The sequence below is a fragment of the Pseudomonas sp. R38(2017) genome (assembly GCF_002112395.1).
Classification (GTDB): Bacteria; Pseudomonadota; Gammaproteobacteria; order Pseudomonadales; family Pseudomonadaceae; genus Aquipseudomonas.
Map to the genome: position 1 here is coordinate 569886 of NZ_NEHN01000006.1, position 20422 is coordinate 590307.

Below are 20422 nucleotides of genomic sequence, written 5' to 3' on the forward strand. Positions count from 1 at the left end.
GAATCGAACAACCACAAGGAATCCCTTTCATGTCATTGCTTTCCCAAGCGTTGCGGCTAGGCGTCATCGGCACCGGGGCCATCGGCCAGGACCACATCCGTCGTTGCAGCCAGACCTTGCTCAACAGTCAGGTCGTGGCGGTCACCGACATCAATCTGCAGCAGGCGGCCAAGGTCGTGGATGACCTGAAACTGACCGCCGAGGTCTATCCCGACGGCCACGCGGTGATCCAGGCGCCGGACGTCGAGGCGATCCTCGTCACCTCCTGGGGCCCGAGCCACGAAGAGTTCGTGCTGGCCGCGATTGCGGCGGGCAAACCGGTGTTCTGCGAGAAGCCGCTGGCGGTCACTGCCGAAGGCTGCCGCAAGATTGTCGAGGCTGAAATGGCCCACGGCAAACGGCTGGTGCAGGTCGGTTTCATGCGCCCGTACGATGAAGGTTATCGGGCGTTGAAGTCGGTGATCGACAGTGGCCAGATCGGCGAGCCGTTGATGCTGCATTGCGCGCACCGCAACCCGAAAGTGGGTGAAAACTACAAGACCGACATGGCGATCACCGACACGCTGATTCATGAGCTGGACGTGTTGCGCTGGTTGCTCGACGACGATTACGTCTCGGTGCAGGTGGTGTTCCCGCGCAAGAGCAGCAAGGCGCTCGCGCACCTGAAGGATCCGCAGATCGTGCTGCTGGAAACCGCCAAGGGCACGCGCATCGACGTGGAAGTTTTCGTCAATTGCCAGTACGGCTACGACATCCAGTGCGAAGTGGTGGGGGAGACCGGCATCGCCAAACTGCCGGAACCGTCCCAGGTTCAATTGCGCAGCGGGGCCAAGCTGTCCAACGCGATTCTGATGGACTGGAAGGATCGCTTCATAGCGGCCTATGACGTCGAGTTGCAGGCGTTCATCGATGGCGTGCGGGCCGGGCAGGTCGGTGGGCCTTCGGCGTGGGATGGCTTCGCCGCCGCTGTTGCTGCCGATGCGTGCATCGAAGCGCAGAGCAGTGGGGCGATCGTCAATGTTGTACTGCCTGATCGCCCGAGGTTCTACGGCTAACGCTGCTCCCACAATCACCGCGGTTTTCCCGAAACGCGGTGACATAACAATAAGAAGGAGTTCAGACATGCGCATCGGACTTGTCGGTTACGGCCATGGCGGCCGGTTTTTTCATGCTCCGCTGATCAGCAGTCTGCCGGCGGCGACGTTCGTCGGCGTGGTCACCCGTTCGCCGGAGCGCCGACAGTTGCTGGCGGCGGAACATCCGGGTGTGCCGGCCTTCGACAGCATCGGCCAGTTGGTGGAAGCCGGGATCGATGTGCTGGTGGTATCGACGCCCCTCAAGGGGCGGCCGGCACTGGTGCTGGACGGCATCGAACACGGCGTGGCGGTGGTCAGCGACAAGCCGTTCGCCGCCGACTGGCAGCAGGCGCAAACCCTGATCACCATGGCCGAGCGCCAGAATGTACGGCTCAGCGTCTATCAGAACCGGCGCTGGGACTCGGACTTTCTAACCGTGCGCAAACTCATCGAATCCGGCGCATTGGGCCAGGTCGGCCGGTTCGAGTCGCGGATCGAGCGTTACTCGCCGTCATCGGTTCACAACGGCAGCGGCGGTGGTTTCCTGCGCGATCTGGGCAGTCATCTGGTCGATCAGGCGCTGTTGCTGTTCGGCCCGGTGACGCGGGTCTACGCCGAACTGGACTACCTGGAAAAAGACCAGGCATGCGATCACGGCTTCTTCATGTCCCTGACCCACGCCAACGGCGTGACCTCGCATCTGGGTGGCAGTTGCCTGCAAAACAGCCCCGGCCCGCGCTTTCGGGTGAGCGGTACGCTGGGTTGTTACAGCGTCGAGGGGCTGGACGGGCAGGAGGCCCAGGCGCTGGCCGGGCTCTCGCCGAAAACCGAAGGCGAGCGCTGGGGCGTCGAGGAACATCGACGTTGGGGCTGGTTAGAACACGGAGAAGAGCGCGAACGGGTTCCTTCCGAACGTGGCTGCTGGAGTCAGTTCTATTTGCAGCTACAAATCGCGCTGCAAAACGGGGGCCCCCTGCCCGTGGATGCCCGTGATGCACTGGCGACAACCCGCGTGCTAGACGCTGCGCGACTGAGTTTCAAGCGCCGTCAGGTGGTGGAACTGAGTGAGTTTGCAAGCCATGGAATGAAATCATAATAAAATTCTAAAACAGGTTGATATGGAAAATATTTTCCAATAAAGTCGATTCCAGATTCACTGTCTCGCGACACGTTCCAACGCCTCGACTGCTTGTCCGCTTACTGAAATCGTCATGCCTCATCCATAAAACCAACAAGAATGTGGAGAAAGACTTTTCATGAAGACCAAGACCCGTTTTGCCTCACTGGCCTTGTCCCTGATGTTCGCCAGCGGCGCTGTGCTGGCCGATATGAAGATCGGCGTCAGCATGTCCCAGTTCGATGACACCTGGCTGACCTACCTGCGCGAATCCATGGACAAGAAAGCCAAGTCCTATCCCGACGGCGTCAAGCTGCAGTTCGAAGACGCCCGCAGCGACGTGGTCAAGCAACTGAGCCAGGTCGAAAGCTTCATCAGCCAGAAGGTCGACGCCATCGTGGTCAATCCGGTGGATACAGCCGCCACCAAAAAGATTACTGAAGCGGCGGTGAAGGCTGGCATTCCGCTGGTCTACGTCAACCGCCGCCCCGATGACTTGAACCTGCCCAAAGGCGTAGTAACTGTTGCTTCCAACGACCTGGAGGCCGGCGAGATGCAGATGCAGTACCTGGCCGACAAGATGGGCGGCAAGGGCGACATTGTGATTCTGCTGGGTGATCTGGCGAACAACTCCACCACCAACCGCACCAAGGGCGTCAAGGAGGTGCTGGCCAAATATCCGGACATCAAGGTCGAGCAGGAGCAGAGCGGCGTCTGGCTGCGGGATAAGGGCATGACGCTGGTCAACGACTGGCTGACCCAGGGCCGTAAGTTCGACGCGGTCGTCTCCAACAACGACGAAATGGCGATCGGTGCCGCCATGGCCCTGCAACAGGCCGGCGTCGCCAAAGGCAGCGTCTTGATTGCGGGTGTCGACGGTACGCCGGATGGCTTGAACGCCGTGAAGAAGGGCTCGCTGGCCGCTTCCGTGTTCCAGGATGCAAAGGGGCAGGCCGACGGTTCCATCGATACGGCGGTGAGAATGGCGAAGAACGAGCCGGTCGAGCCGGCGGTCTGGGTGCCGTTCCGCCTGATCACGCCGCAAAACGTTGACCAGTTCAAATAGTCCGTCCGTTCAATAACAACAATAAGCCCGCAAGGTGGCGATCGCTGCCTTGCTGATGGAGTACCTGACCATGTTCGCTTCAGCGACTGCTTCGAGCACCCCTGTGACGGGGAGCCCGCCCACTGCAATACCTGTCGAAGAGCCGTACCTGCTGGAGATCCTCAACGTCAGTAAGGGATTCCCCGGTGTGGTGGCGTTGTCCGATGTGCAACTGCGGGTACGCCCCGGTTCCGTGCTGGCGCTGATGGGCGAAAATGGCGCGGGCAAATCCACCCTGATGAAAATCATTGCCGGCATTTACCAGCCAGACGCCGGCGAACTGCGCCTGCGGGGCAAGCCCGTGATATTCGAAACGCCGCTGGCAGCGCTTCAGGCCGGGATCGCGATGATCCACCAGGAACTCAACCTGATGCCGCACATGAGCATCGCCGAAAACATCTGGATCGGCCGCGAGCAACTCAACGGCTTTCACATGATCGACCACCGGGAGATGCACCGCTGCACGGCGAAACTGCTGGAGCGCCTGCGGATCAATCTCGATCCTGAAGAACTGGTCGGCAACCTGAGTATTGCCGAGCGGCAGATGGTCGAGATCGCCAAAGCCGTGTCCTACGACTCCGACATCCTGATCATGGACGAACCGACGTCGGCCATCACCGACAAGGAAGTCGCCCACCTGTTCTCGATCATTGCCGACCTGAAAAGCCAGGGCAAAGGCATCATCTACATCACCCACAAAATGAACGAAGTGTTCGCGATCGCCGATGAAGTGGCGGTGTTCCGCGACGGCGCCTACATCGGCCTGCAGCGGGCCGATTCGATGGACAGCGACAGCCTGATCTCGATGATGGTCGGTCGCGAGTTGAGCCAGCTTTTTCCGGTGCGTGAAAAGCCGATCGGCGATCTGCTGCTGTCGGTGCGCGACCTCAAGCTCGATGGCATTTTCAAGGGCGTTTCCTTCGACCTGCACGCCGGGGAAATCCTCGGCATCGCCGGGTTGATGGGCTCCGGCCGGACCAACGTGGCCGAAGCGATCTTCGGCATCACGCCCAGCGACGGTGGCGAGATCCGTCTCGATGGCGAGGTAGTGCGCATCAGCGATCCGCACATGGCGATCGAGAAGGGCTTCGCGCTGTTGACCGAGGACCGCAAGCTCAGCGGCCTGTTCCCGTGCCTCTCGGTGCTGGAAAACATGGAAATGGCCGTCCTGCCGCACTACGCCGGCCACGGGTTCATCCAGCAAAAAGCCTTGCGCACCTTGTGCGAAGACATGTGCAAGAAACTGCGAGTGAAAACTCCGTCGCTGGAGCAGTGCATCGACACCCTGTCGGGTGGCAATCAGCAGAAAGCCTTGCTGGCCCGCTGGCTGATGACCAATCCGCGAATCCTGATTCTCGACGAGCCGACCCGCGGCATCGATGTCGGCGCCAAGGCCGAGATTTACCGGCTCATCGCTTACCTCGCCAGCGAAGGCATGGCGGTGATCATGATTTCTTCGGAGCTGCCGGAAGTGCTCGGCATGAGTGACCGGGTGATGGTCATGCACGAGGGCGACCTGATGGGCACCCTCGACCGCAGCGAGGCGACTCAGGAGCGGGTGATGCAACTGGCTTCGGGCCTGTCCTCGGTTCATTAATGGATACCGCTGGTGGCCGAGGCCGCCGTCGATGATGCGATAGAAAGGTGAGTGGTTATGAACGCGATACTGGAAAACAAACCGGCCACGGCACCGGTCAAGAGTCGCCGGCGCTTTCCGACGGAACTGAGCATTTTCCTGGTGCTGATCGGCATTGGCCTGGTGTTCGAACTGTTCGGCTGGATCGTGCGCGACCAGAGCTTCCTGATGAACTCCCAGCGGCTGGTGCTGATGATCCTGCAAGTGTCGATCATCGGCCTGCTGGCGATTGGCGTGACCCAGGTGATCATCACCACCGGAATCGACCTGTCGTCTGGCTCGGTCCTCGCCTTGTCTGCGATGATCGCGGCCAGTCTGGCGCAGACCTCGGATTTCGCCCGGGCGGTGTTCCCGTCACTGACCGATTTGCCGGTCTGGATTCCCGTGATTGCCGGGCTCGGTGTCGGGCTGCTGGCGGGGGCGATCAACGGCAGCATCATCGCCATCACCGGGATTCCGCCGTTCATTGCCACACTGGGCATGATGGTTTCGGCTCGCGGCCTGGCGCGTTACTACACCGAAGGCCAGCCGGTGAGCATGCTCTCGGACTCCTATACGGCCATCGGCCACGGCGCGATGCCGGTGATCATTTTTCTGGTGGTGGCGGTGATCTTCCACATCGCGCTGCGCTACACCAAGTACGGCAAATACACCTACGCCATCGGCGGCAACATGCAGGCGGCGCGCACTTCAGGCATCAACGTCAAACGCCATCTGGTCATCGTCTACAGCATCGCCGGATTGCTGGCGGGGCTGGCAGGCGTAGTGGCTTCGGCCCGCGCCGCCACCGGGCAGGCCGGGATGGGCATGTCCTATGAGCTGGACGCGATTGCCGCTGCCGTTATCGGTGGTACCAGTCTGGCGGGCGGGGTAGGGCGCATCACCGGCACGGTGATTGGCGCACTGATTTTGGGGGTGATGGCCAGCGGGTTCACGTTCGTCGGGGTTGATGCGTACATCCAGGACATCATCAAGGGGCTGATTATCGTGGTCGCGGTAGTGATCGACCAGTACCGCAACAAACGCAAGCTCAAGCGCTGAAATTAATCGTCCTGGCCTGCCAAGGCGGGATTAAAGCCGATCGAGAGATCGGCTTTTTTATGCCTGTGAAAACTGCTGAGGTGGCTAAGTCGTTCAGGGTTTCTTTTCTTTCATCCCATCCTTTGAGCCGCTGGACGTTTGCGCATCCTTCTCGGTTTCATGGGCCTCTGCACCGGAGTTCGAGCCCGAGGCCTCTTCACCCTTTTTGTCGGCCTTTTCTTCCTTGGACTCGGTGCCTCCCTGGTTGACCCCGGGAATACCGGTAGGCGGGACGGTGCTTCCCGCCATCGCAAGCGGTGCGGTGGCGGATAAAAGGCTTCCAAGCATGAGGGCTGCAATGGTTCTGTTCATCGTCGGGCTTCCGCATCAGGTGAATAAATGTTGGAAGATCTGACGCGGGGGAAAGTGCCGGTCAACTGACGGGCGGGAACTCGGGAGTCACCGGCATTAGCCCCGACGGCATCCATTCGTTCACGGACGCTTCACTGCTCGCGCAGCTGGCTCCAGTCAATGCCGAACCGTGCGAGGTATTTCCTCAAACGGTCGGCATCGTTGGGCTGCGCCTTCGCCTGTCGCGAGACGCCGAACAGTCGCCTGCCGGCATCCGACAGACTGTCTGCCTGTCTGCAAACCTCCAGCACCGCCTTCAATTGCAATCGATCAAACAGATCCTGCGTCTTGGCATCACCCGGCAGGTCATCCGCAACACCGCCCGGTTGCGCCAGCCCCCAGGCATACCGCAGCCGATCAATTTCCTCCTCGACCTGCGCTTCATCGATTCGCCCGCTGTCGGCCAGTGTCGCCATGCGCGTGATCGAGGCCGAAAGTTCACGGAAGTTACCCAGCCACGCAGCTTCCCGTGAGCTGGCGAACCCCAGGTAGCGCCGTCGGGCTTCAAGGTTGAAGCGCACCATTTGGCCGTGTTCGCGCGCGTGGCGTTCAAGCTCGAAATCGATGTTGGGTTCGATGTCTTCGCGGCGGCCTGCCAGGCCTGGCAGGTCGAACGTCCAGAGGTTGATCCGAGCGTAGAGATCTTCCCGGAACAGACCTTCGGCGACGCGACTGCGCAGGTCGCGGTGAGTGCCGGCGATGATCAGGAAGTCGCTGTCGACCTCCTTGTCCGAGCCCAGCGGAAAGAAGCGCTTCTCTTCGATGGCCTTGAGCAGCATGGCTTGTTCGTCCGCCCCGAGTTCGCCGATCTCGTCGAGAAACAACATGCCGCCGTCAGCCGCTCGCAGCAGGCCGTCGCGGGCATTTTGCGCGCCGGTAAAGGCACCTTTGACGTGGCCGAACAGCGCGGACATTGCACCGTCGCCACGCAGGGTGGCGCAGTTGACTTCAACGAAACGCCCCTGCATTTGATGGCGACTGCGTTTGAGCTCGTAGATGCGTCGGGCGAGAAAGGACTTGCCGGCGCCGGTCGGGCCGACCAGTAGCATCGGCGCTTTGGATCGCACAGCCACGCGTTCGATCTGCTCGATGGAACGGTTGAACGCGGTGTTGCGGGTGGCGATGCCGGACTTGAGAAATTCCAGGCCTTCCAGACGTTTGTGGGTGAAGCGTGAGGCAATCCGGTCGTAGCGCGACAGATCCAGGTCGATCAGGGCGTGGGTACCGGTGGCCGGCTCTTCTTCGCTCTTGCGGCGGGCGGGGGAGGTCTGGATCAGGCGTGCCGGCAGGTAGCGCGCCTCGGTCAGCAGGAACCAGCAGATCTGCGCGACGTGGGTCCCCGTGGTGATGTGCACCAGATAGTCCTCACGCTCGGTATCGAAGGTGTATTCGGAGGTGAAGTCGTGGAGGGCGCCGTAGACCTCTTCGAAATCCCAGGGGTTGCGCAGCGCCATCGGGTGCAGGCGCACTTCTGTGTCCGGTGACACCTGACGGATATCCTCGCGAATGCGTTCGGCCAGGCTCGCGTCCCGGACATCCGTGCCGTGTATCAGTTCCAGTCGATGGATCAAGACATCCGGTTGCTGACACAGGCCCACGCTCGGGCGCCAATGGTTCCAGCGGTTGGCGCCTTTGCCGACGCGATCAAGAGTGGCGCCGATGAAACCGATGGCGACGGTGCGCTTGCTGGACATTGATTATCCTGAAAGATAAATGACGATATCCAATGATAGTGTTCGAGGGCGTTATTTGTCGTGACGAAAATTCAGGAGTACTCGCTATTGAAATAAAACCTTTAAAAATCAAATAGATAAAAATAACTCACGAATGTTTTCAAAAACTGGCACAGCGGCTGCAATACCTGTCGCAACGAACAGGACAACACAGCGAGATGCCACGATGGCCAACTTCAACCTCTTCAACACGCAATCGAAAAGCCTGCCGGCCTGCGACACCTTGAATGCTTCCGGAGCTGCGGCTTATGCCTACACGCCCAAGCATCAACTGGCCCAACTGGCCGTCACCGGTTGCCTGAATTCGACTTTTTACGCATCTGCTCAAAGTCAGTTGGATCAGGTGTTGAAGCTGGTGGCGGAGCTGGACAGCCGCTACGTGGCGAATGCTGCTCTTTACGCTCGCCAGAAAGGCCATATGAAAGACATGCCGGCCTTGTTGCTGGCGGCGCTGACGGCTCAGCGTTCGGCTTTGGTGCCGGAGGTGTTCGGGCAAGTCGTGGACAGCGGCAAGATGCTGCGCAATTTCGTGCAGATCCTGCGCAGTGGCGCCACCGGTCGCCGCTCCCTGGGTTCTCAACCCAAGCGTCTGGTGCAGAACTGGCTGAACAGCGCAACCGAACGACAGCTGTTGCAGGCATCGATCGGCAATCAGCCTTCGCTGGCGGATGTGGTGAAGATGGTTCACCCAAAACCGTCCGAGGCCTGGCGCGAAGCGTTTTTCGCCTGGCTGATCGGCAAACCGGTGGATGTACAGGCGTTGCCCGCCCTCACTCGCGATTTGCTGGTCTTTCGCAGTGGCGCGAGTGATCAAGTGCCTGAAGTGCCTTTTCAATTGCTCGGTAACGAAACATTGAGCAAGGAGCAATGGGCGGTGCAGGCGCGGAACATGGGCTGGCAGGGGCTGCGCATCAACCTCAATACGCTGGCGCGCCACGGCGCTTTTGAAGTGCCGGGGTGCGCCGAATACGTGGCCGCGCGGTTGGCGGATCCCGAAGCAGTGGCCAGGGCGCGGGTGTATCCGTACCAGTTGCTGGCGGCGTACCGGATGGTCGGCGATGACGTGCCGGCGCTGATTCGCGAGGCTTTGCAGGATGCGCTGGAGCTATCGTTGACCAATGTGCCGAACCTTCAGGGTGCAGTGGTGGTTTGCCCGGATGTTTCCGGCTCGATGGGCAGCCCGCTGACCGGTTATCGTCAGGGCGCGACCACCGCGGTGCGCTGCATCGATGTGGCGGCGCTGATTACGGCGGCGGTGTTGCGTAAACAGCCGACGGCACGGGTGATGCCGTTCGAATGGAAGGTGGTGGATATCACCCTCAACCCGCGCGACAGTGTGATCAGCAATGCCGAAAAACTTGCGGGCATTTTCGGCGGCGGAACCTGCTGTTCGGCGCCGTTGAAGAAACTGGCGGACAGCAAGGCCAGGGTCGATACGCTGATCATGGTGTCGGACAACGAATCCTGGATTGATGCGCGACGCCAGGGCGCCAGCGAGACGATGCTGCAATGGGAGCGGATAAAGCGGATCAACCCGCAGGCACGCCTGGTCTGCATTGACCTGCAACCGGGTTGGGCAACACCAGCGGCGGATCGTGATGACATCCTGAATGTCGGCGGTTTCAGTGACGCGGTGTTCGATGTGATCGAGCAGTTCACCGCCGGCCGGTACGGACCGCAGCACTGGGTCGAAGCGATTGAAAGCATGGGATGACGCGATGAGCCACCCAATGAATTGATTTGTCACGGGCACTGAATGCCGGTGGGACTACATCCAAGACGTCTCACCAAACCCTTGTCAGTGTGCGTGACGGCACGAATGCCGATGGCTGTACATCTGAGGCCGGCTAACCCCGGTGCGCGGCAACGCGCAACAGTCATCAACTTTTGTCGTGCCACCTTTTTTGAATCTGCCGGCGAATGCCGGTGGAACTACCTGAAGAATCGAGATGATGAAAGAACACACTTACCAATTGCTGGAAGTCGCCAACGGCAAACCGATCAAGCTCTGGACCGAAGGCGTCCCGGTGGAAAACGAAGCGCGCGAGCAGTTGATGAACACGGCGAAGATGCCCTTCATCTTCAAGCATCTGGCGGTCATGCCGGACGTTCATCTGGGCAAGGGCTCGACCATCGGCAGCGTGATTCCCACGGTCGGCGCGGTCATCCCGGCAGCGGTCGGGGTGGACATCGGTTGCGGCATGATTGCCGCGCGAACCTCGCTGACTGCGGCCGATCTGCCGGACAACCTGCATGGCCTGCGCAGTGCCATCGAGCAAGCGGTGCCTCATGGCCGCAGTTCGACCCGGTCGCGCCGGGACAAAGGCGCCTGGGACGAGATTCCGCAACAGGCCGATCAGGCCTGGGCGGCGCTGAGTCCACGGTTCAAGGCGATCACCGACAAGTACCCGAAACTGGCCAACACCAATAACCGCGGGCATCTCGGAACACTGGGCAGCGGTAACCACTTCATTGAAGTGTGCCTGGATGAGGCCAACCGGGTCTGGTTCATGTTGCACAGCGGCTCGCGCGGTGTCGGCAACGCCATCGGCAACCTGTTCATTCAGATGGCCCAAGCGGATATGCGTCAGCACATCGCCAACCTGCCGGATCGTGACCTGGCGTACTTCGAAGAAGGCAGCCGACACTTTGATGATTACGTAGAAGCCGTGGGCTGGGCCCAGGATTTCGCCAAGCAGAACCGGGCGCTGATGATGCAAGCGGTGATTCAGGCCACGCGGCAGATTATCCGCAAGCCGTTCGAAGTCGCGCTGGAGGCGGTGAACTGCCACCACAACTACGTGCAGAAAGAACGGCATTTCGGCGAGGACATTCTGGTTACCCGCAAAGGCGCGGTGTCAGCGAAGAAGGGCGAGTTGGGGATCATCCCCGGTTCGATGGGCACCAAGAGTTTTATCGTGCGCGGTCTGGGCAACGAAGAATCGTTTTGCTCCTGCAGCCACGGTGCCGGTCGGACCATGAGCCGTACCAAGGCCAAAAACACCTTCACCGTCGAAGACCAGATCCGCGCCACTGCGCACGTTGAATGCCGCAAGGATGCTGAGGTGATCGATGAAATTCCGATGGCCTACAAGGACATCGACAAAGTCATGCACGCCCAGCGTGAGCTGGTTGAAGTGCTGCACACCCTGCGTCAGGTGGTGTGCGTCAAGGGATAACGCGTGCCGCAAGGCGCGCCGGAAAAAGGATTAAAGGACATGAAATTTGAAGAACGACACCCGCTATGCAGCGCCATGCGCGCTCGGGTGTTGGAAGAACTGGCGCGCATAGAACGCGAACGCAATGTCACGGTGCTGTATGCCTGCGAATCAGGCAGCCGGGCCTGGGGTTTTGCCTCGCCGGACAGTGATTACGATGTGCGCTTCGTTTATGTGGAGAAACCTGAGTGGTTCGTCCAGGTCGATGCGCCAAGTGATGTGATCGAGCGACCGCTGGATGACGAGCTGGATGTCAGTGGCTGGGAGCTGCGCAAGACCCTCGGGCTGTTGCGCAAATCCAACCCGACCTTGCTGGAGTGGCTCGACTCCCCGCTGGTTTATCGCAGCGAGACCGCAGCGGTTGCGCAACTGCGGGCGCTGGCCGAGGCGTTCTACAGCCCGCCGGCCGCGCGCAATCATTATCTGTCGATGGCGAAGAAGAACTTCCGTGGTTATCTGCAGGGTGAAAGCGTGCGGTTCAAGAAGTATTTCTACGTACTGCGGCCGCTGCTGGCGGTGCGCTGGATCGATCAGGGGCGGGGTCGGCCGCCGATGACGTTCAGCGATCTGCTGAGTACGGTCGATGATCGTGCATTGCTCGATGAAGTCGACGAACTGCTCGCGCTCAAACGCAATGCCGACGAGAGCGCTTACGGTCCTCGTCGTCCGGCGTTGCATGCGTTCATCGAAGCGGAACTCGAGCGTGCGGTGCCAGCATTGCCAAGAACCCGGGAAGATTCGCGGCAGCTCGATCGATATCTGCGGGAAACCGTTGGTTTGTACGCATAAGGAAAAAAATGAAACAGGACGTTATTGAACTGGACGGCGCCATCGGTGGTGGCCAGGTGTTGCGCAGTGCGCTGAGTCTGTCGATGGTGACGGGCCAGGCGTTTCGCATTGAGCGGATTCGGGCCAGACGCAGTCGTCCGGGACTGTTACGCCAGCACCTGACCGCCGTGATGGCGGCGGCTCAAGTCTGCGGTGCAAAGATCCAGGGGGCTGAGCTGGGCTCGCAGACATTGAGCTTCGAGCCGGGGCCGATTCGTGGCGGCGATTATCGCTTTGCCATTGGAACCGCCGGCAGTTGCACACTGGTGTTACAGACCTTGCTGCCCGCTTTGTTGCTGGCGCCGCAAGCCAGCCGTGTGCGGATCAGCGGCGGCACGCATAATCCGCTGGCGCCACCGACCGATTTTCTCAGCCGCAGCTGGTTGCCGCTGCTGCGACGGATGGGCGCGGAGGTTGAACTGACGTTGCTGCGCCACGGGTTCGTACCGGCGGGCGGCGGTGAAATTGACGTCAGGGTGCAACCATCGAAACTGTCAGCACTGCACCTGTGTGAGCGCGGCTTGCCGCTCTCGCAACAGGCGTTTGCGCTAACGGCCGGACTGGCACCGAGCGTCGGTGTGCGCGAGCTCGACAGGGTGGCCCTGCGATTGAAAATGGCGTCAGCAGAATTGAACGCCGTCACCCTTGATCCCGCATGTGGCCCGGGCAATGTGTTGCTGCTGGAATATGCGTTTGAACACGTCACGGAGATCTTCAGCGCTTTCGGTCAAGCCTCACTGCGTTCGGAGAAAGTGGCGGACGCCGCGATCGATCAGGCGGCCGATTGGTTGCACAGCGGTGCAGCGGTGGCAGAGCATATGGCCGATCAACTGTTGTTGCCGATGGTGCTGGCCGGGGGTGGATCGTTTACCACGCCCAGGATGACCGAGCATTTGTACAGCAATATTTCGGTAATCCAGCGTTTTGTCCCCGTCGTCATCCAGTGCCGGGAAGAAGGCACAGACCGGTTGAAGGTGGAAATCCGCACCCGGTAGCAATAGGCGGCAAATTGCTGGCCCCCGAACGTTTCAAGTCCCGGCAAACTCGCCTTTTTTCAAAAGGTTAGGTGGGCCATATGCGGACGATTGTCATCACCGTAGCAACGCTTTCCCTCGCTCTGTTCGCGTTGGAGGCCCAAGCCAGGGAGCTGAGCAAGAGCCATCGTTTTGCGTGTACCTGGGGTTCGGACATCGCCGCCGGTGCGCAACAGTCGAAGCTGTCAGGCATTTCCCTGTATGGCGCGCGCAAGCGCTTGCAGGCGCGCAAGTTCCAGCAACCGTGGATGCGCATGACCGCCATGGGTATTACCGAGCAGACTTACGACAGCGCGTCGCGACTCAAGCCGGCGGCCGTCAAGCAAACCTATTACGAACAGTGCGTTCGGCACGAACTGGCCCAGCGATGAACGAAAAAGCCCGACCTGAAGAGGTCGGGCTTTTTCATGTCCGGAGCAGTGGCAGCATCATTTGTCACTTTCGCAATTGACCATCCACGACACGCCAAAACGATCCACCAGCATGCCGAAGCGCGCGGCCCAGAAGGTGGCTTCCAGCGGCATGTCGACGCGACCATCCTTGGCCAGGGCGTTGAACACCCGTTCTGCCTCGGCGATGGTGTCGACATTCAGGGAAATCGAGCAACCGCTCATGCCTTGGGTCGGGCGGTCGGGAGTGGTGTCCGAGGCCATGAGCATCTGATCGCCGACTTTCAGGCAGGTGTGGATGATCAGGTTGTGATGCTCTTTGGGTACATGTTCGGCGGCTGGGGTTTCGCCGAAGGTCATCATCGCTTCGAGCTTGCCTTGCAGGCATTGCTCGTAAAACGTGAAGGCAGCGCGGCAGTCGCCGTTGAAGATCAGGTACGGGTTGATTTTCATGGTGGTGCTCCCGAATAGGCAGTGGAACGCTGCGCGGCCGGGTGTGCCGAAGCAGCATCATGGATTGACTCCATCCAGCAAAGCGTTAGAACGCCGGATTGCCAGCCGATGCTGCAAGAATTTCTGTTCAAGGTGACCGATGGTCTGTTGGAAGGGCGTCAGGAGTCGCGCGGGTTCTTCTGCACCGCAGCGCCCGCCACCCGGGCGGCAGGTCGGGTTTGCATCAGCGCATCAATCGCCTTGCGATAGTTCTGTCCGCCCAGCGCCATGCTGTTGTTGTGCGTAGCACCGGGCACCAGCAGCAGGCGTTTCGGTTGCCGGGCGGCGGCGAACAGTTGCTCGCTGAAGCGTGACGGCACAAATGCGTCGGCCAGACCGTGCACCACCAGCAACGGCATGTGGATCTCGGCGATCTTGTCGATGGAGTCGAACTTCTGCGACAGTAACCAACGGACCGGAAGGGAGGTGTTGGCCACGGCTGCCGCCACATCTGCCAATGAAGTGAAGGTGGATTCGATAACCAGTCCGCGCACCGGCAATGGGGTGTGATGGCTGGCGGCATCGCGACCGAGTTCGGCAGCCAGATCGATGGCGACTGCGCCACCCAATGAATGCCCGTAGATCAGACGTTTGTTCGGGTCGGGTTGCAACAGCTGGAAGCGTTCCCAGGCCACCCGCGCATCCTCATACACCGTGCTCTCCGACGGCAGGTCGCCATGACTCTGGCCGAAGCCGCGATAGTCGATGGCCAGTACCGAATAACCCGCCGCGCGCAGTTGCTCGATACGGAACAGTTGCCCGGTCAGATTCCAGCGTACGCCGTGCAGATAAAGGATCGCCGGCGCATCGGCGCGTTCCGCCGGCCACCACCAGGCGTGAATGTTTTGCCCGGCCTTGAAGCTTTTCGGTTGCAGGTCGAGTTCCTGCACGCTGCCGGGCAATCCGTGATACCAGCCGGCGGTGCCCGGTTCAATGCGAAACAAGAGTTTGCGCTCGGTGTGTTCCAGCACAGCACAACTCGCCGGCACGCCGATGATCAGGGCAGCCATGCAGGCGAACGCCAGACGGCGGCGTCGAAGTCGGGTCATGAAGGCAAGGAACATTAAACGTTTCACCACGGCGTGGACAAAGAACGCTTTTTACCAGATGCCTTGACCCGCGCGTGACATTTTCGACCACCGCACGCCTGCAACGATTACAAAATGCTGCAACGACTCAGTTGACCGTCAGCACGATCTTGCCGATGTGGTCGCCCGCTTCCATGTGCGCATGGGCTTTGGCCGCTTCGGCGAGCGGGTAGATCTGGTCGATGATCGGCAGGCAGCGCCCGGCAGCCAGCACTGGCCAGACGTGTTCGCGCAATTGATCGGCGATGGCTGCCTTTTCCGCAGAGGTCCGGGCACGCAGGAGGGAACCGGTGACCACCGCACGCTTGCCGAGGATCGCCAGCAGATCGATGTCATTGGCTCGCGCGCCACCGAGGAAACCAAGCATCACCAACCGCCCATCCATCCCCAAGGCGCTGATGTTCCCGTTGAGGTACGAGCCGCCCATGATGTCGAGAATCACATTCACGCCCTGGCCAGCGGTTTTCTCGGCGATGACAGTCGCGAAATCCTGTTCCCGGTAGTTGATCGCTTCGCCGCCCAGATTGCGGATCGCTGCGCATTTGTCGGCGCTGCCGGCGGTGGCGAAGGCTTCGATGCCAAACTCGCGGCACAGCATCAATGCGGTGGTGCCAATGCCGCTGGTGCCGCCGTGGATCAGGGCGCGCTGACCACGGCTGGCGCCGCCGAGGCCGAACAGATTGGCCCACACCGTGAAAAAGGTTTCCGGAATGGCCGCTGCCTGAATCCAGTCCAGCCCATCGGGGATTGGCAGGGCCTGGCCGGCCGGGACTGTGCAGTACTCGGCATATCCTCCGCCATTGGTCAGCGCGCAGACCCGGTCACCCACCGTAAATCTGCTGACACCGCTGCCAATCGCCACGACCTCGCCGGCCACTTCAAGGCCCGGAATCGGGTTCATGCCGGGTTTCATCGGGTACTTGCCGGCGCGTTGCAGAGCGTCGGGGCGATTGATGCCGGCGGCGTGCACGCGGATCAGTATTTCGCCTTCTGAAGCAATCGGCAGCGGCACGCGTCGGGATTGCAGAACTTCGGGCCCGCCCGGTTCGGTGATTTCGATGCGGGTCATTTCAGTGGGCAATGTCATTTTCGATTCCTCTTGAAACAAGTGATCAGTAGATGGGAGCGCAGTCAGGGCCTAATGATTCCCGTCAATGGGCGCAGCGGCGTTGTTCGATGGAGGAGGGCAGCAGTTTCATGACGTGCTCAAGTATCAGTGCGATCACGATGGCACCGCCGGCAATCACGAAGAGCAGCACATGCTGTCCACCTGTGGCGTTGAACAGCGCCGAGTAGGCGAAGCCGGCCAGCGCCTGAAACGTGGCGAACGACACCGTGGCGCGGCTCCACGCCACCTGTTGGCGATGATGATCCGGTACCAGTTCATGCACCCGGGCCAACGCCAGCGGGACAATGCCCGGCGGAAACGAACCGAGCACAACCGCCAGCAGTGCCAGCGCCAGGAACGAATGCGAAACGGCCAGCAAGCCAAGGGTGATCGCCTGTATCACAAGCACCAGACGAATGCCGGTCCGCGCACCTAGATGATCGGCGAGAAAACCATAGCTCACCGGACCGACGATGGCACCCAGACCGTACATGACCCAGACCAGCGCGCCGACGTGCGCCCCGGCGCCCAGCCCTCGGGCGACGTAATCCACCAGGAAAACCATGGCCGGCACCAGCCCGGCGGCCATGAACGCGTACTGGGCAAACAACAGATACACCGCAGGCGGTGTGGGTTCTGCCGGATCCACCTGAGCCGTTGTGGTAATTGCATGGGGCAGCTCCGAAGGCCAGCCGAACCAGCTCAATGCCGTCAGTGCCAGCGACAGCGCGCCCAGTCCCAGCCAGGTCGCTTGCAGGCCCAGACTCAACAGCATGGGGACGATCGTGCCGGAGCCGGCGATGCCCAGACCGATGCCGAGGAAAATCGCACCACTGGCCAGGCCCTTGCGCGCGGCGGGTACATGGGGCAATACAGTCGCGGCCACCAGCACCATGATCGCGCCGCCCGCGATGCCGGACAGCAGGCGCCAGCCGAAATACCAGCTCACCGACACCGGGTACGCACAGGCAAAAAACGCCGCGGTCACCGCCAGCATCATCAGGCGCAAGGCGTTTCTCTGAGTGACCCGGCGTGCCAGCGGTCGGCCGAGGAGGGCGCCGATCAGGTAACCGACCAGGTTGGCCGCGCCGAGGTAGACCACATCATGGGCGGAAAACCATTGCGCCTGAATCAGCGAAGGGATCAGCGGCGTGTAGGCGAAACGCGCCAGACCGATGCTGACCAGGCTGGCGCAGAGTCCGGCGAAGATCGCCAGCCAGACACTCGTGTCCGGACGTTCGGGCGAAGCAGTTGAAGTGCGCATGACGGCGGTCCTGTGGAAAGGTTTATGGCGCCCAGCATATCGGCTATCGTTGCTGCGTTAATGCAGCGAGTTTGCGTTGTTGTGATGCGTTTATGCATCAATGGAGAACGTTATGAACTGGGATGATGCAAGGGTCTTTCTTGCGGTCTGCCGCGAGTCGACATTGCGCGGCGCCGCACGTGTGCTGGGCGTGGATCAGGCGACGGTCGGGCGACGCATCACGGCTTTGGAAAAGTCGTTGGGCGCAACCTTGTTCCTGCGCACCTCCGAGGGCTATGCGCTGACGGCAGTCGGTGAAGCTGCGTTCAAGTCGGTGGAAAAAATGGAGCATTCGGCGCTGGAGCTGGAGCGGCGTATCCAGGGCCTGGACGATCGCCTGACCGGCAGCGTGCGGGTCAGCACCACCGATTCGCTGGCCATCGATTTCCTGATCCCGGCCATTGCGCAGTTGCACGAACGGCATCCGGACGTGCGCGTACACCTGGACGCCTCTACGCAGATCCTCAGCCTGGCCAAGCGCGAAGCAGACATCGCCGTGCGCAACACCCGTCCGGACAACCCGGACCTGATCGCCCGGCGCATCGCGCGTTGGCCGGTGGGTTTGTTCGCCTCGCAGGCCTATGTCGACAGCCATGGTGTGCCGGTGCCTGGCAGTGCGTTCGAGGGCCATGATCTGGTGGTGTACCAGCCTTATCTGCAAGGCAACAAGGACCTGACTTTGGTGAACGAGCCCGTGACTCGCGGGCGGATCGTCGCCGGTCTGAGCTCCAGCTTGCTGGTACGACGCTCGATTGCCGCCGGGCTGGGTGCAGGAGAAATCCCGGTCTATATGGGCGAGCGCGATGGTCTGGTCAGGCTGTGGCCGGAGCGTACACGGCCAGAGCCTTATGACGTGTGGCTGGTGACCCACGCGGATTTGCGCCATACCGCGCGGGTCAGGGCTGTGATCGAACACATTGTCGAGGCGTTCGCGCTGGAGAATGAGTAGTTCATTGAGGCTGTGTAGGACGGCTACATCAGCTGACGATCTTGCCTACAACAGCGCCAGAATCCGCTGGCTTGTGAGTTTTTTGGCCGGGCCCTATCGTTTCTCGCACCCGGAGTGAGCAGGTGAAACGCTCCGAGGTGATCAATCCAGGGAAGTATTGATAAACGTCAGGGGTGCGGAATTGATTGCAAGGGAATTCAGCCAATTTCAAGCAAGCGACATGGCCGGGCAAACGGATAGTAGTGAGTCTATGAACTACATAACACGAGACGAATTCAGCGCCAGGATCGAAGTCATCGAGACAAGAATCGATGCACGGATCGAGTCCATGTCCGCCAAGATCGATGGCTTTCTGACCCAGCAGGCCGAGCGGGATCAGGCACGGCTGGAGCTCGAGAAAAGTCAGGGGCAGGCCCGACTGGAGCAAAAACGCTCCATGGAGGAGGCCCGATTCGGTTGGGAGCGATCTCAGGAGGGCGCGCGGCTGGAGCAGAAACGAGAGCAGGAGGCTTCACGGCAGACGTGGGAGAAGTCTCAGGAGAAGTCGCGCGTTGAGCGGGAGGAGGCTCAGGAGAAGTCGCGCGTTGAGCGGGAGGAGGCTCAGGAGAAGGTGCGCCTTGAGCGAGAGCAGGCCCTGGAGAAGGTGCGCCTTGAACGGGAGCAGGCTGAGAATAAAATTCAGCTGGCGCATGAGCAGAATATGGAAAACCTGCGGCAGGAGCGCTTGAAGGCTCAACTGGGGTCTGAAAAGGTCTTGGAGACAGCCCGACAGGAGCGGGAAACCGCTCGGGTCGAGCGAGAGAAAGCCTACGAAAAAGTCAGACTGGAGCAGGAAAAGGCTCACCTTGAGCGCGACCAGCGTTACGCGATCGTTTCGGCTCGCATTGACAGGTCTCTGGAGCGAATTGACGAAGCCGTCAGGCAGGTCTCGACGATCAAGGCGAATTACTGGGCGGCAACGGCCGTACATTTTCTCGGGATGGTTGCCATACTCGCGGGTTCTTACTACGCGAATCAGGCAAACGTACTCGTCACGATGCAGACCACTCTGGCAATGGTTCAGTCGGTGAAAGAGGCTGGAAGCTCTGCGCCGGCAGCGCTGATGATATTGCCGGCAGAATGAAAAACGGCCTTCAACGAAGGCCGTTTTTTTCGAGCGATGAAACCACCGAATCATGGCATTTCCGGCAGTTCCTGCGGGCGCAGATCAAACACCAGGACTTCGGCATCATGGCCATTGCTCAGGGTCAGTGCCTGCTCTTCACGAACCCGTACGCCGTCGCCTTCCTTCAACTGCACGCCGTTCAGTTCAACGCTGCCGCGAGCAACGTGTACGTAGGCGAAGCGGTTGGCAGGCAGCTTGAGGGTGGCACTTTCCTCGCCATCGAACAGCCCGGCATACACCCGTGCATCCTGGCGCACTTTCAGCGAGCCGTGGTTGCCTTCGGGCGAGATGATCAGTTGCAGACGACCGCGTTTTTTCTGCTCGCTGAAGTGCTCTTGCTGGTAACGCGGTTTCGCGCCGCTGACGTCCGGTACGATCCAGATCTGCAGGAAGTGCACAGGTTTGGTCGCCGAATGGTTGAACTCGCTGTGGGCCACGCCGCTGCCGGCGCTCATCAGTTGCACATCGCCGGGGCGAATCACCGAGCCGGTGCCGAGGGTGTCCTTGTGTTCCAGGGCGCCTTCGAGCACATAGGAGAAAATCTCCATGTCTCGGTGGGGGTGTTGGCCGAAGCCCTTGCCGGCGGCGACGCGGTCATCGTTGATCACCAGCAGGTCGGAGAAACCCTGTTCACGCGGGTCACGATAGCTGGCGAAGGAAAAGGTGTGGAACGACTTCAACCAGCCATGATTGGCCAGACCGCGGTCGGAAGCTTTACGAAGGGTCAGCATGATGAAATCTCCTTTCAGG

19 protein-coding genes are annotated in these 20422 nt (G+C 60.6%); 12 read left to right on the top strand and 7 right to left on the bottom strand.

The genetic code is table 11. The annotated features are described in order from the left end of the window. Positions 1-29: 29 nt before the first annotated feature. The 5 genes from CAF87_RS18560 to CAF87_RS18580 all read left to right on the top strand — a co-directional run bounded on the left by CAF87_RS18560 (position 30) and on the right by CAF87_RS18580 (position 5975). Complete coding sequence (locus CAF87_RS18560; protein ID WP_085732513.1) at positions 30-1055, top strand: Gfo/Idh/MocA family protein; 1026 nt, start codon at positions 30-32, stop codon at positions 1053-1055. A gap of 67 nt (positions 1056-1122) precedes the next feature. Beyond that, positions 1123-2172, top strand: a complete 1050-nt coding sequence (locus CAF87_RS18565) for a Gfo/Idh/MocA family protein (RefSeq protein WP_085732514.1) — start codon at positions 1123-1125, stop codon at positions 2170-2172. A gap of 160 nt (positions 2173-2332) precedes the next feature. Further along, a complete protein-coding gene (locus tag CAF87_RS18570; protein WP_085732515.1) occupies positions 2333-3259 on the top strand; it encodes a sugar ABC transporter substrate-binding protein in 927 nt (308 codons plus the stop codon). A 70-nt stretch (positions 3260-3329) separates the two neighbouring features. Further along, on the top strand, positions 3330-4895 hold the full coding sequence (locus CAF87_RS18575; RefSeq protein WP_085732536.1) for a sugar ABC transporter ATP-binding protein: 1566 nt from the start codon (positions 3330-3332) through the stop codon (positions 4893-4895). A 57-nt stretch (positions 4896-4952) separates the two neighbouring features. Continuing rightward, on the top strand, positions 4953-5975 hold the full coding sequence (locus tag CAF87_RS18580) for an ABC transporter permease (protein WP_007956055.1): 1023 nt from the start codon (positions 4953-4955) through the stop codon (positions 5973-5975). A gap of 93 nt (positions 5976-6068) precedes the next feature. Here the strand turns inward: CAF87_RS18580 and CAF87_RS18585 are convergent, their stop codons facing one another. Together CAF87_RS18585 and rtcR are read right to left on the bottom strand one after the other, a co-directional pair. Further along, complete coding sequence (locus tag CAF87_RS18585) at positions 6069-6326, bottom strand: hypothetical protein (protein WP_085732516.1); 258 nt, start codon at positions 6324-6326, stop codon at positions 6069-6071. A gap of 131 nt (positions 6327-6457) precedes the next feature. Continuing rightward, positions 6458-8059 (bottom strand): RNA repair transcriptional activator RtcR, encoded by a 1602-nt coding sequence (gene rtcR / locus CAF87_RS18590; protein ID WP_085732517.1) that lies wholly within the window; start codon positions 8057-8059, stop codon positions 6458-6460. Between the two features lie 205 nt (positions 8060-8264). Here rtcR and CAF87_RS18595 point away from each other — a divergent pair, with 205 nt between their 5' ends. The 5 genes from CAF87_RS18595 to CAF87_RS18615 all read left to right on the top strand — a co-directional run bounded on the left by CAF87_RS18595 (position 8265) and on the right by CAF87_RS18615 (position 13549). Continuing rightward, positions 8265-9812 carry a TROVE domain-containing protein gene (locus CAF87_RS18595; RefSeq protein ID WP_085732518.1) on the top strand — a complete coding sequence of 516 codons (1548 nt, stop codon included), beginning with the start codon at positions 8265-8267 and terminating at the stop codon, positions 9810-9812. Positions 9813-10050: 238 nt separating this feature from the next. Further along, positions 10051-11277: an RtcB family protein gene (locus tag CAF87_RS18600; protein WP_085732537.1), complete on the top strand. Its 1227-nt coding sequence runs from the start codon at positions 10051-10053 to the stop codon at positions 11275-11277. Between the two features lie 39 nt (positions 11278-11316). After that, positions 11317-12105: a nucleotidyltransferase domain-containing protein gene (locus tag CAF87_RS18605; protein WP_085701219.1), complete on the top strand. Its 789-nt coding sequence runs from the start codon at positions 11317-11319 to the stop codon at positions 12103-12105. Between the two features lie 8 nt (positions 12106-12113). Beyond that, on the top strand, positions 12114-13139 hold the full coding sequence (gene rtcA, locus CAF87_RS18610) for an RNA 3'-terminal phosphate cyclase (RefSeq protein WP_085732519.1): 1026 nt from the start codon (positions 12114-12116) through the stop codon (positions 13137-13139). An 80-nt stretch (positions 13140-13219) separates the two neighbouring features. Further along, positions 13220-13549 (top strand): hypothetical protein, encoded by a 330-nt coding sequence (locus CAF87_RS18615; protein WP_007956060.1) that lies wholly within the window; start codon positions 13220-13222, stop codon positions 13547-13549. A 57-nt stretch (positions 13550-13606) separates the two neighbouring features. Here CAF87_RS18615 and CAF87_RS18620 read toward each other — a convergent pair whose 3' ends face one another. The 4 genes from CAF87_RS18620 to CAF87_RS18635 all read right to left on the bottom strand — a co-directional run bounded on the left by CAF87_RS18620 (position 13607) and on the right by CAF87_RS18635 (position 17519). After that, positions 13607-14020 carry a VOC family protein gene (locus CAF87_RS18620; protein ID WP_085732520.1) on the bottom strand — a complete coding sequence of 138 codons (414 nt, stop codon included), beginning with the start codon at positions 14018-14020 and terminating at the stop codon, positions 13607-13609. 158 nt (positions 14021-14178) lie between these two features. Then, a complete protein-coding gene (locus tag CAF87_RS18625; RefSeq protein WP_085732521.1) occupies positions 14179-15123 on the bottom strand; it encodes an alpha/beta hydrolase in 945 nt (314 codons plus the stop codon). Between the two features lie 112 nt (positions 15124-15235). Continuing rightward, positions 15236-16234, bottom strand: a complete 999-nt coding sequence (locus CAF87_RS18630; RefSeq protein WP_085732522.1) for an NAD(P)H-quinone oxidoreductase — start codon at positions 16232-16234, stop codon at positions 15236-15238. 64 nt (positions 16235-16298) lie between these two features. After that, on the bottom strand, positions 16299-17519 hold the full coding sequence (locus tag CAF87_RS18635) for a YbfB/YjiJ family MFS transporter (protein ID WP_085732523.1): 1221 nt from the start codon (positions 17517-17519) through the stop codon (positions 16299-16301). 112 nt (positions 17520-17631) lie between these two features. On the opposite strand from CAF87_RS18635, the gene CAF87_RS18640 reads away from it, so the two are divergent. After that, complete coding sequence (locus CAF87_RS18640; protein ID WP_085732524.1) at positions 17632-18507, top strand: LysR family transcriptional regulator; 876 nt, start codon at positions 17632-17634, stop codon at positions 18505-18507. A gap of 328 nt (positions 18508-18835) precedes the next feature. Continuing rightward, positions 18836-19630 (top strand): hypothetical protein, encoded by a 795-nt coding sequence (locus tag CAF87_RS29545; RefSeq protein ID WP_256576029.1) that lies wholly within the window; start codon positions 18836-18838, stop codon positions 19628-19630. A gap of 50 nt (positions 19631-19680) precedes the next feature. Here the strand turns inward: CAF87_RS29545 and CAF87_RS18650 are convergent, their stop codons facing one another. Further along, positions 19681-20403: a pirin family protein gene (locus CAF87_RS18650; RefSeq protein ID WP_085732525.1), complete on the bottom strand. Its 723-nt coding sequence runs from the start codon at positions 20401-20403 to the stop codon at positions 19681-19683. Positions 20404-20422 lie beyond the last annotated feature (19 nt).

Excerpts from the sequence above, each read along its gene's own strand:
- CAF87_RS18635 (WP_085732523.1), bottom strand. The coding sequence starts at position 17,519 with ATGCGCACTTCAACTGCTTCGCCCGAACGTCCGGACACGAGTGTCTGG.
- CAF87_RS18620 (WP_085732520.1), bottom strand. The coding sequence starts at position 14,020 with ATGAAAATCAACCCGTACCTGATCTTCAACGGCGACTGCCGCGCTGCC.
- CAF87_RS18615 (WP_007956060.1), top strand. The coding sequence starts at position 13,220 with ATGCGGACGATTGTCATCACCGTAGCAACGCTTTCCCTCGCTCTGTTC.
- CAF87_RS18580 (WP_007956055.1), top strand. The coding sequence starts at position 4,953 with ATGAACGCGATACTGGAAAACAAACCGGCCACGGCACCGGTCAAGAGT.
- CAF87_RS18600 (WP_085732537.1), top strand. The coding sequence starts at position 10,051 with ATGAAAGAACACACTTACCAATTGCTGGAAGTCGCCAACGGCAAACCG.
- CAF87_RS18650 (WP_085732525.1), bottom strand. The coding sequence starts at position 20,403 with ATGCTGACCCTTCGTAAAGCTTCCGACCGCGGTCTGGCCAATCATGGC.
- rtcA (WP_085732519.1), top strand. The coding sequence starts at position 12,114 with ATGAAACAGGACGTTATTGAACTGGACGGCGCCATCGGTGGTGGCCAG.
- CAF87_RS18595 (WP_085732518.1), top strand. The coding sequence starts at position 8,265 with ATGGCCAACTTCAACCTCTTCAACACGCAATCGAAAAGCCTGCCGGCC.
- rtcR (WP_085732517.1), bottom strand. The coding sequence starts at position 8,059 with ATGTCCAGCAAGCGCACCGTCGCCATCGGTTTCATCGGCGCCACTCTT.
- CAF87_RS18630 (WP_085732522.1), bottom strand. The coding sequence starts at position 16,234 with ATGACATTGCCCACTGAAATGACCCGCATCGAAATCACCGAACCGGGC.
- CAF87_RS18560 (WP_085732513.1), top strand. The coding sequence starts at position 30 with ATGTCATTGCTTTCCCAAGCGTTGCGGCTAGGCGTCATCGGCACCGGG.
- CAF87_RS18640 (WP_085732524.1), top strand. The coding sequence starts at position 17,632 with ATGAACTGGGATGATGCAAGGGTCTTTCTTGCGGTCTGCCGCGAGTCG.
- CAF87_RS29545 (WP_256576029.1), top strand. The coding sequence starts at position 18,836 with ATGTCCGCCAAGATCGATGGCTTTCTGACCCAGCAGGCCGAGCGGGAT.
- CAF87_RS18605 (WP_085701219.1), top strand. The coding sequence starts at position 11,317 with ATGAAATTTGAAGAACGACACCCGCTATGCAGCGCCATGCGCGCTCGG.
- CAF87_RS18575 (WP_085732536.1), top strand. The coding sequence starts at position 3,330 with ATGTTCGCTTCAGCGACTGCTTCGAGCACCCCTGTGACGGGGAGCCCG.
- CAF87_RS18570 (WP_085732515.1), top strand. The coding sequence starts at position 2,333 with ATGAAGACCAAGACCCGTTTTGCCTCACTGGCCTTGTCCCTGATGTTC.
- CAF87_RS18565 (WP_085732514.1), top strand. The coding sequence starts at position 1,123 with ATGCGCATCGGACTTGTCGGTTACGGCCATGGCGGCCGGTTTTTTCAT.
- CAF87_RS18625 (WP_085732521.1), bottom strand. The coding sequence starts at position 15,123 with ATGTTCCTTGCCTTCATGACCCGACTTCGACGCCGCCGTCTGGCGTTC.
- CAF87_RS18585 (WP_085732516.1), bottom strand. The coding sequence starts at position 6,326 with ATGAACAGAACCATTGCAGCCCTCATGCTTGGAAGCCTTTTATCCGCC.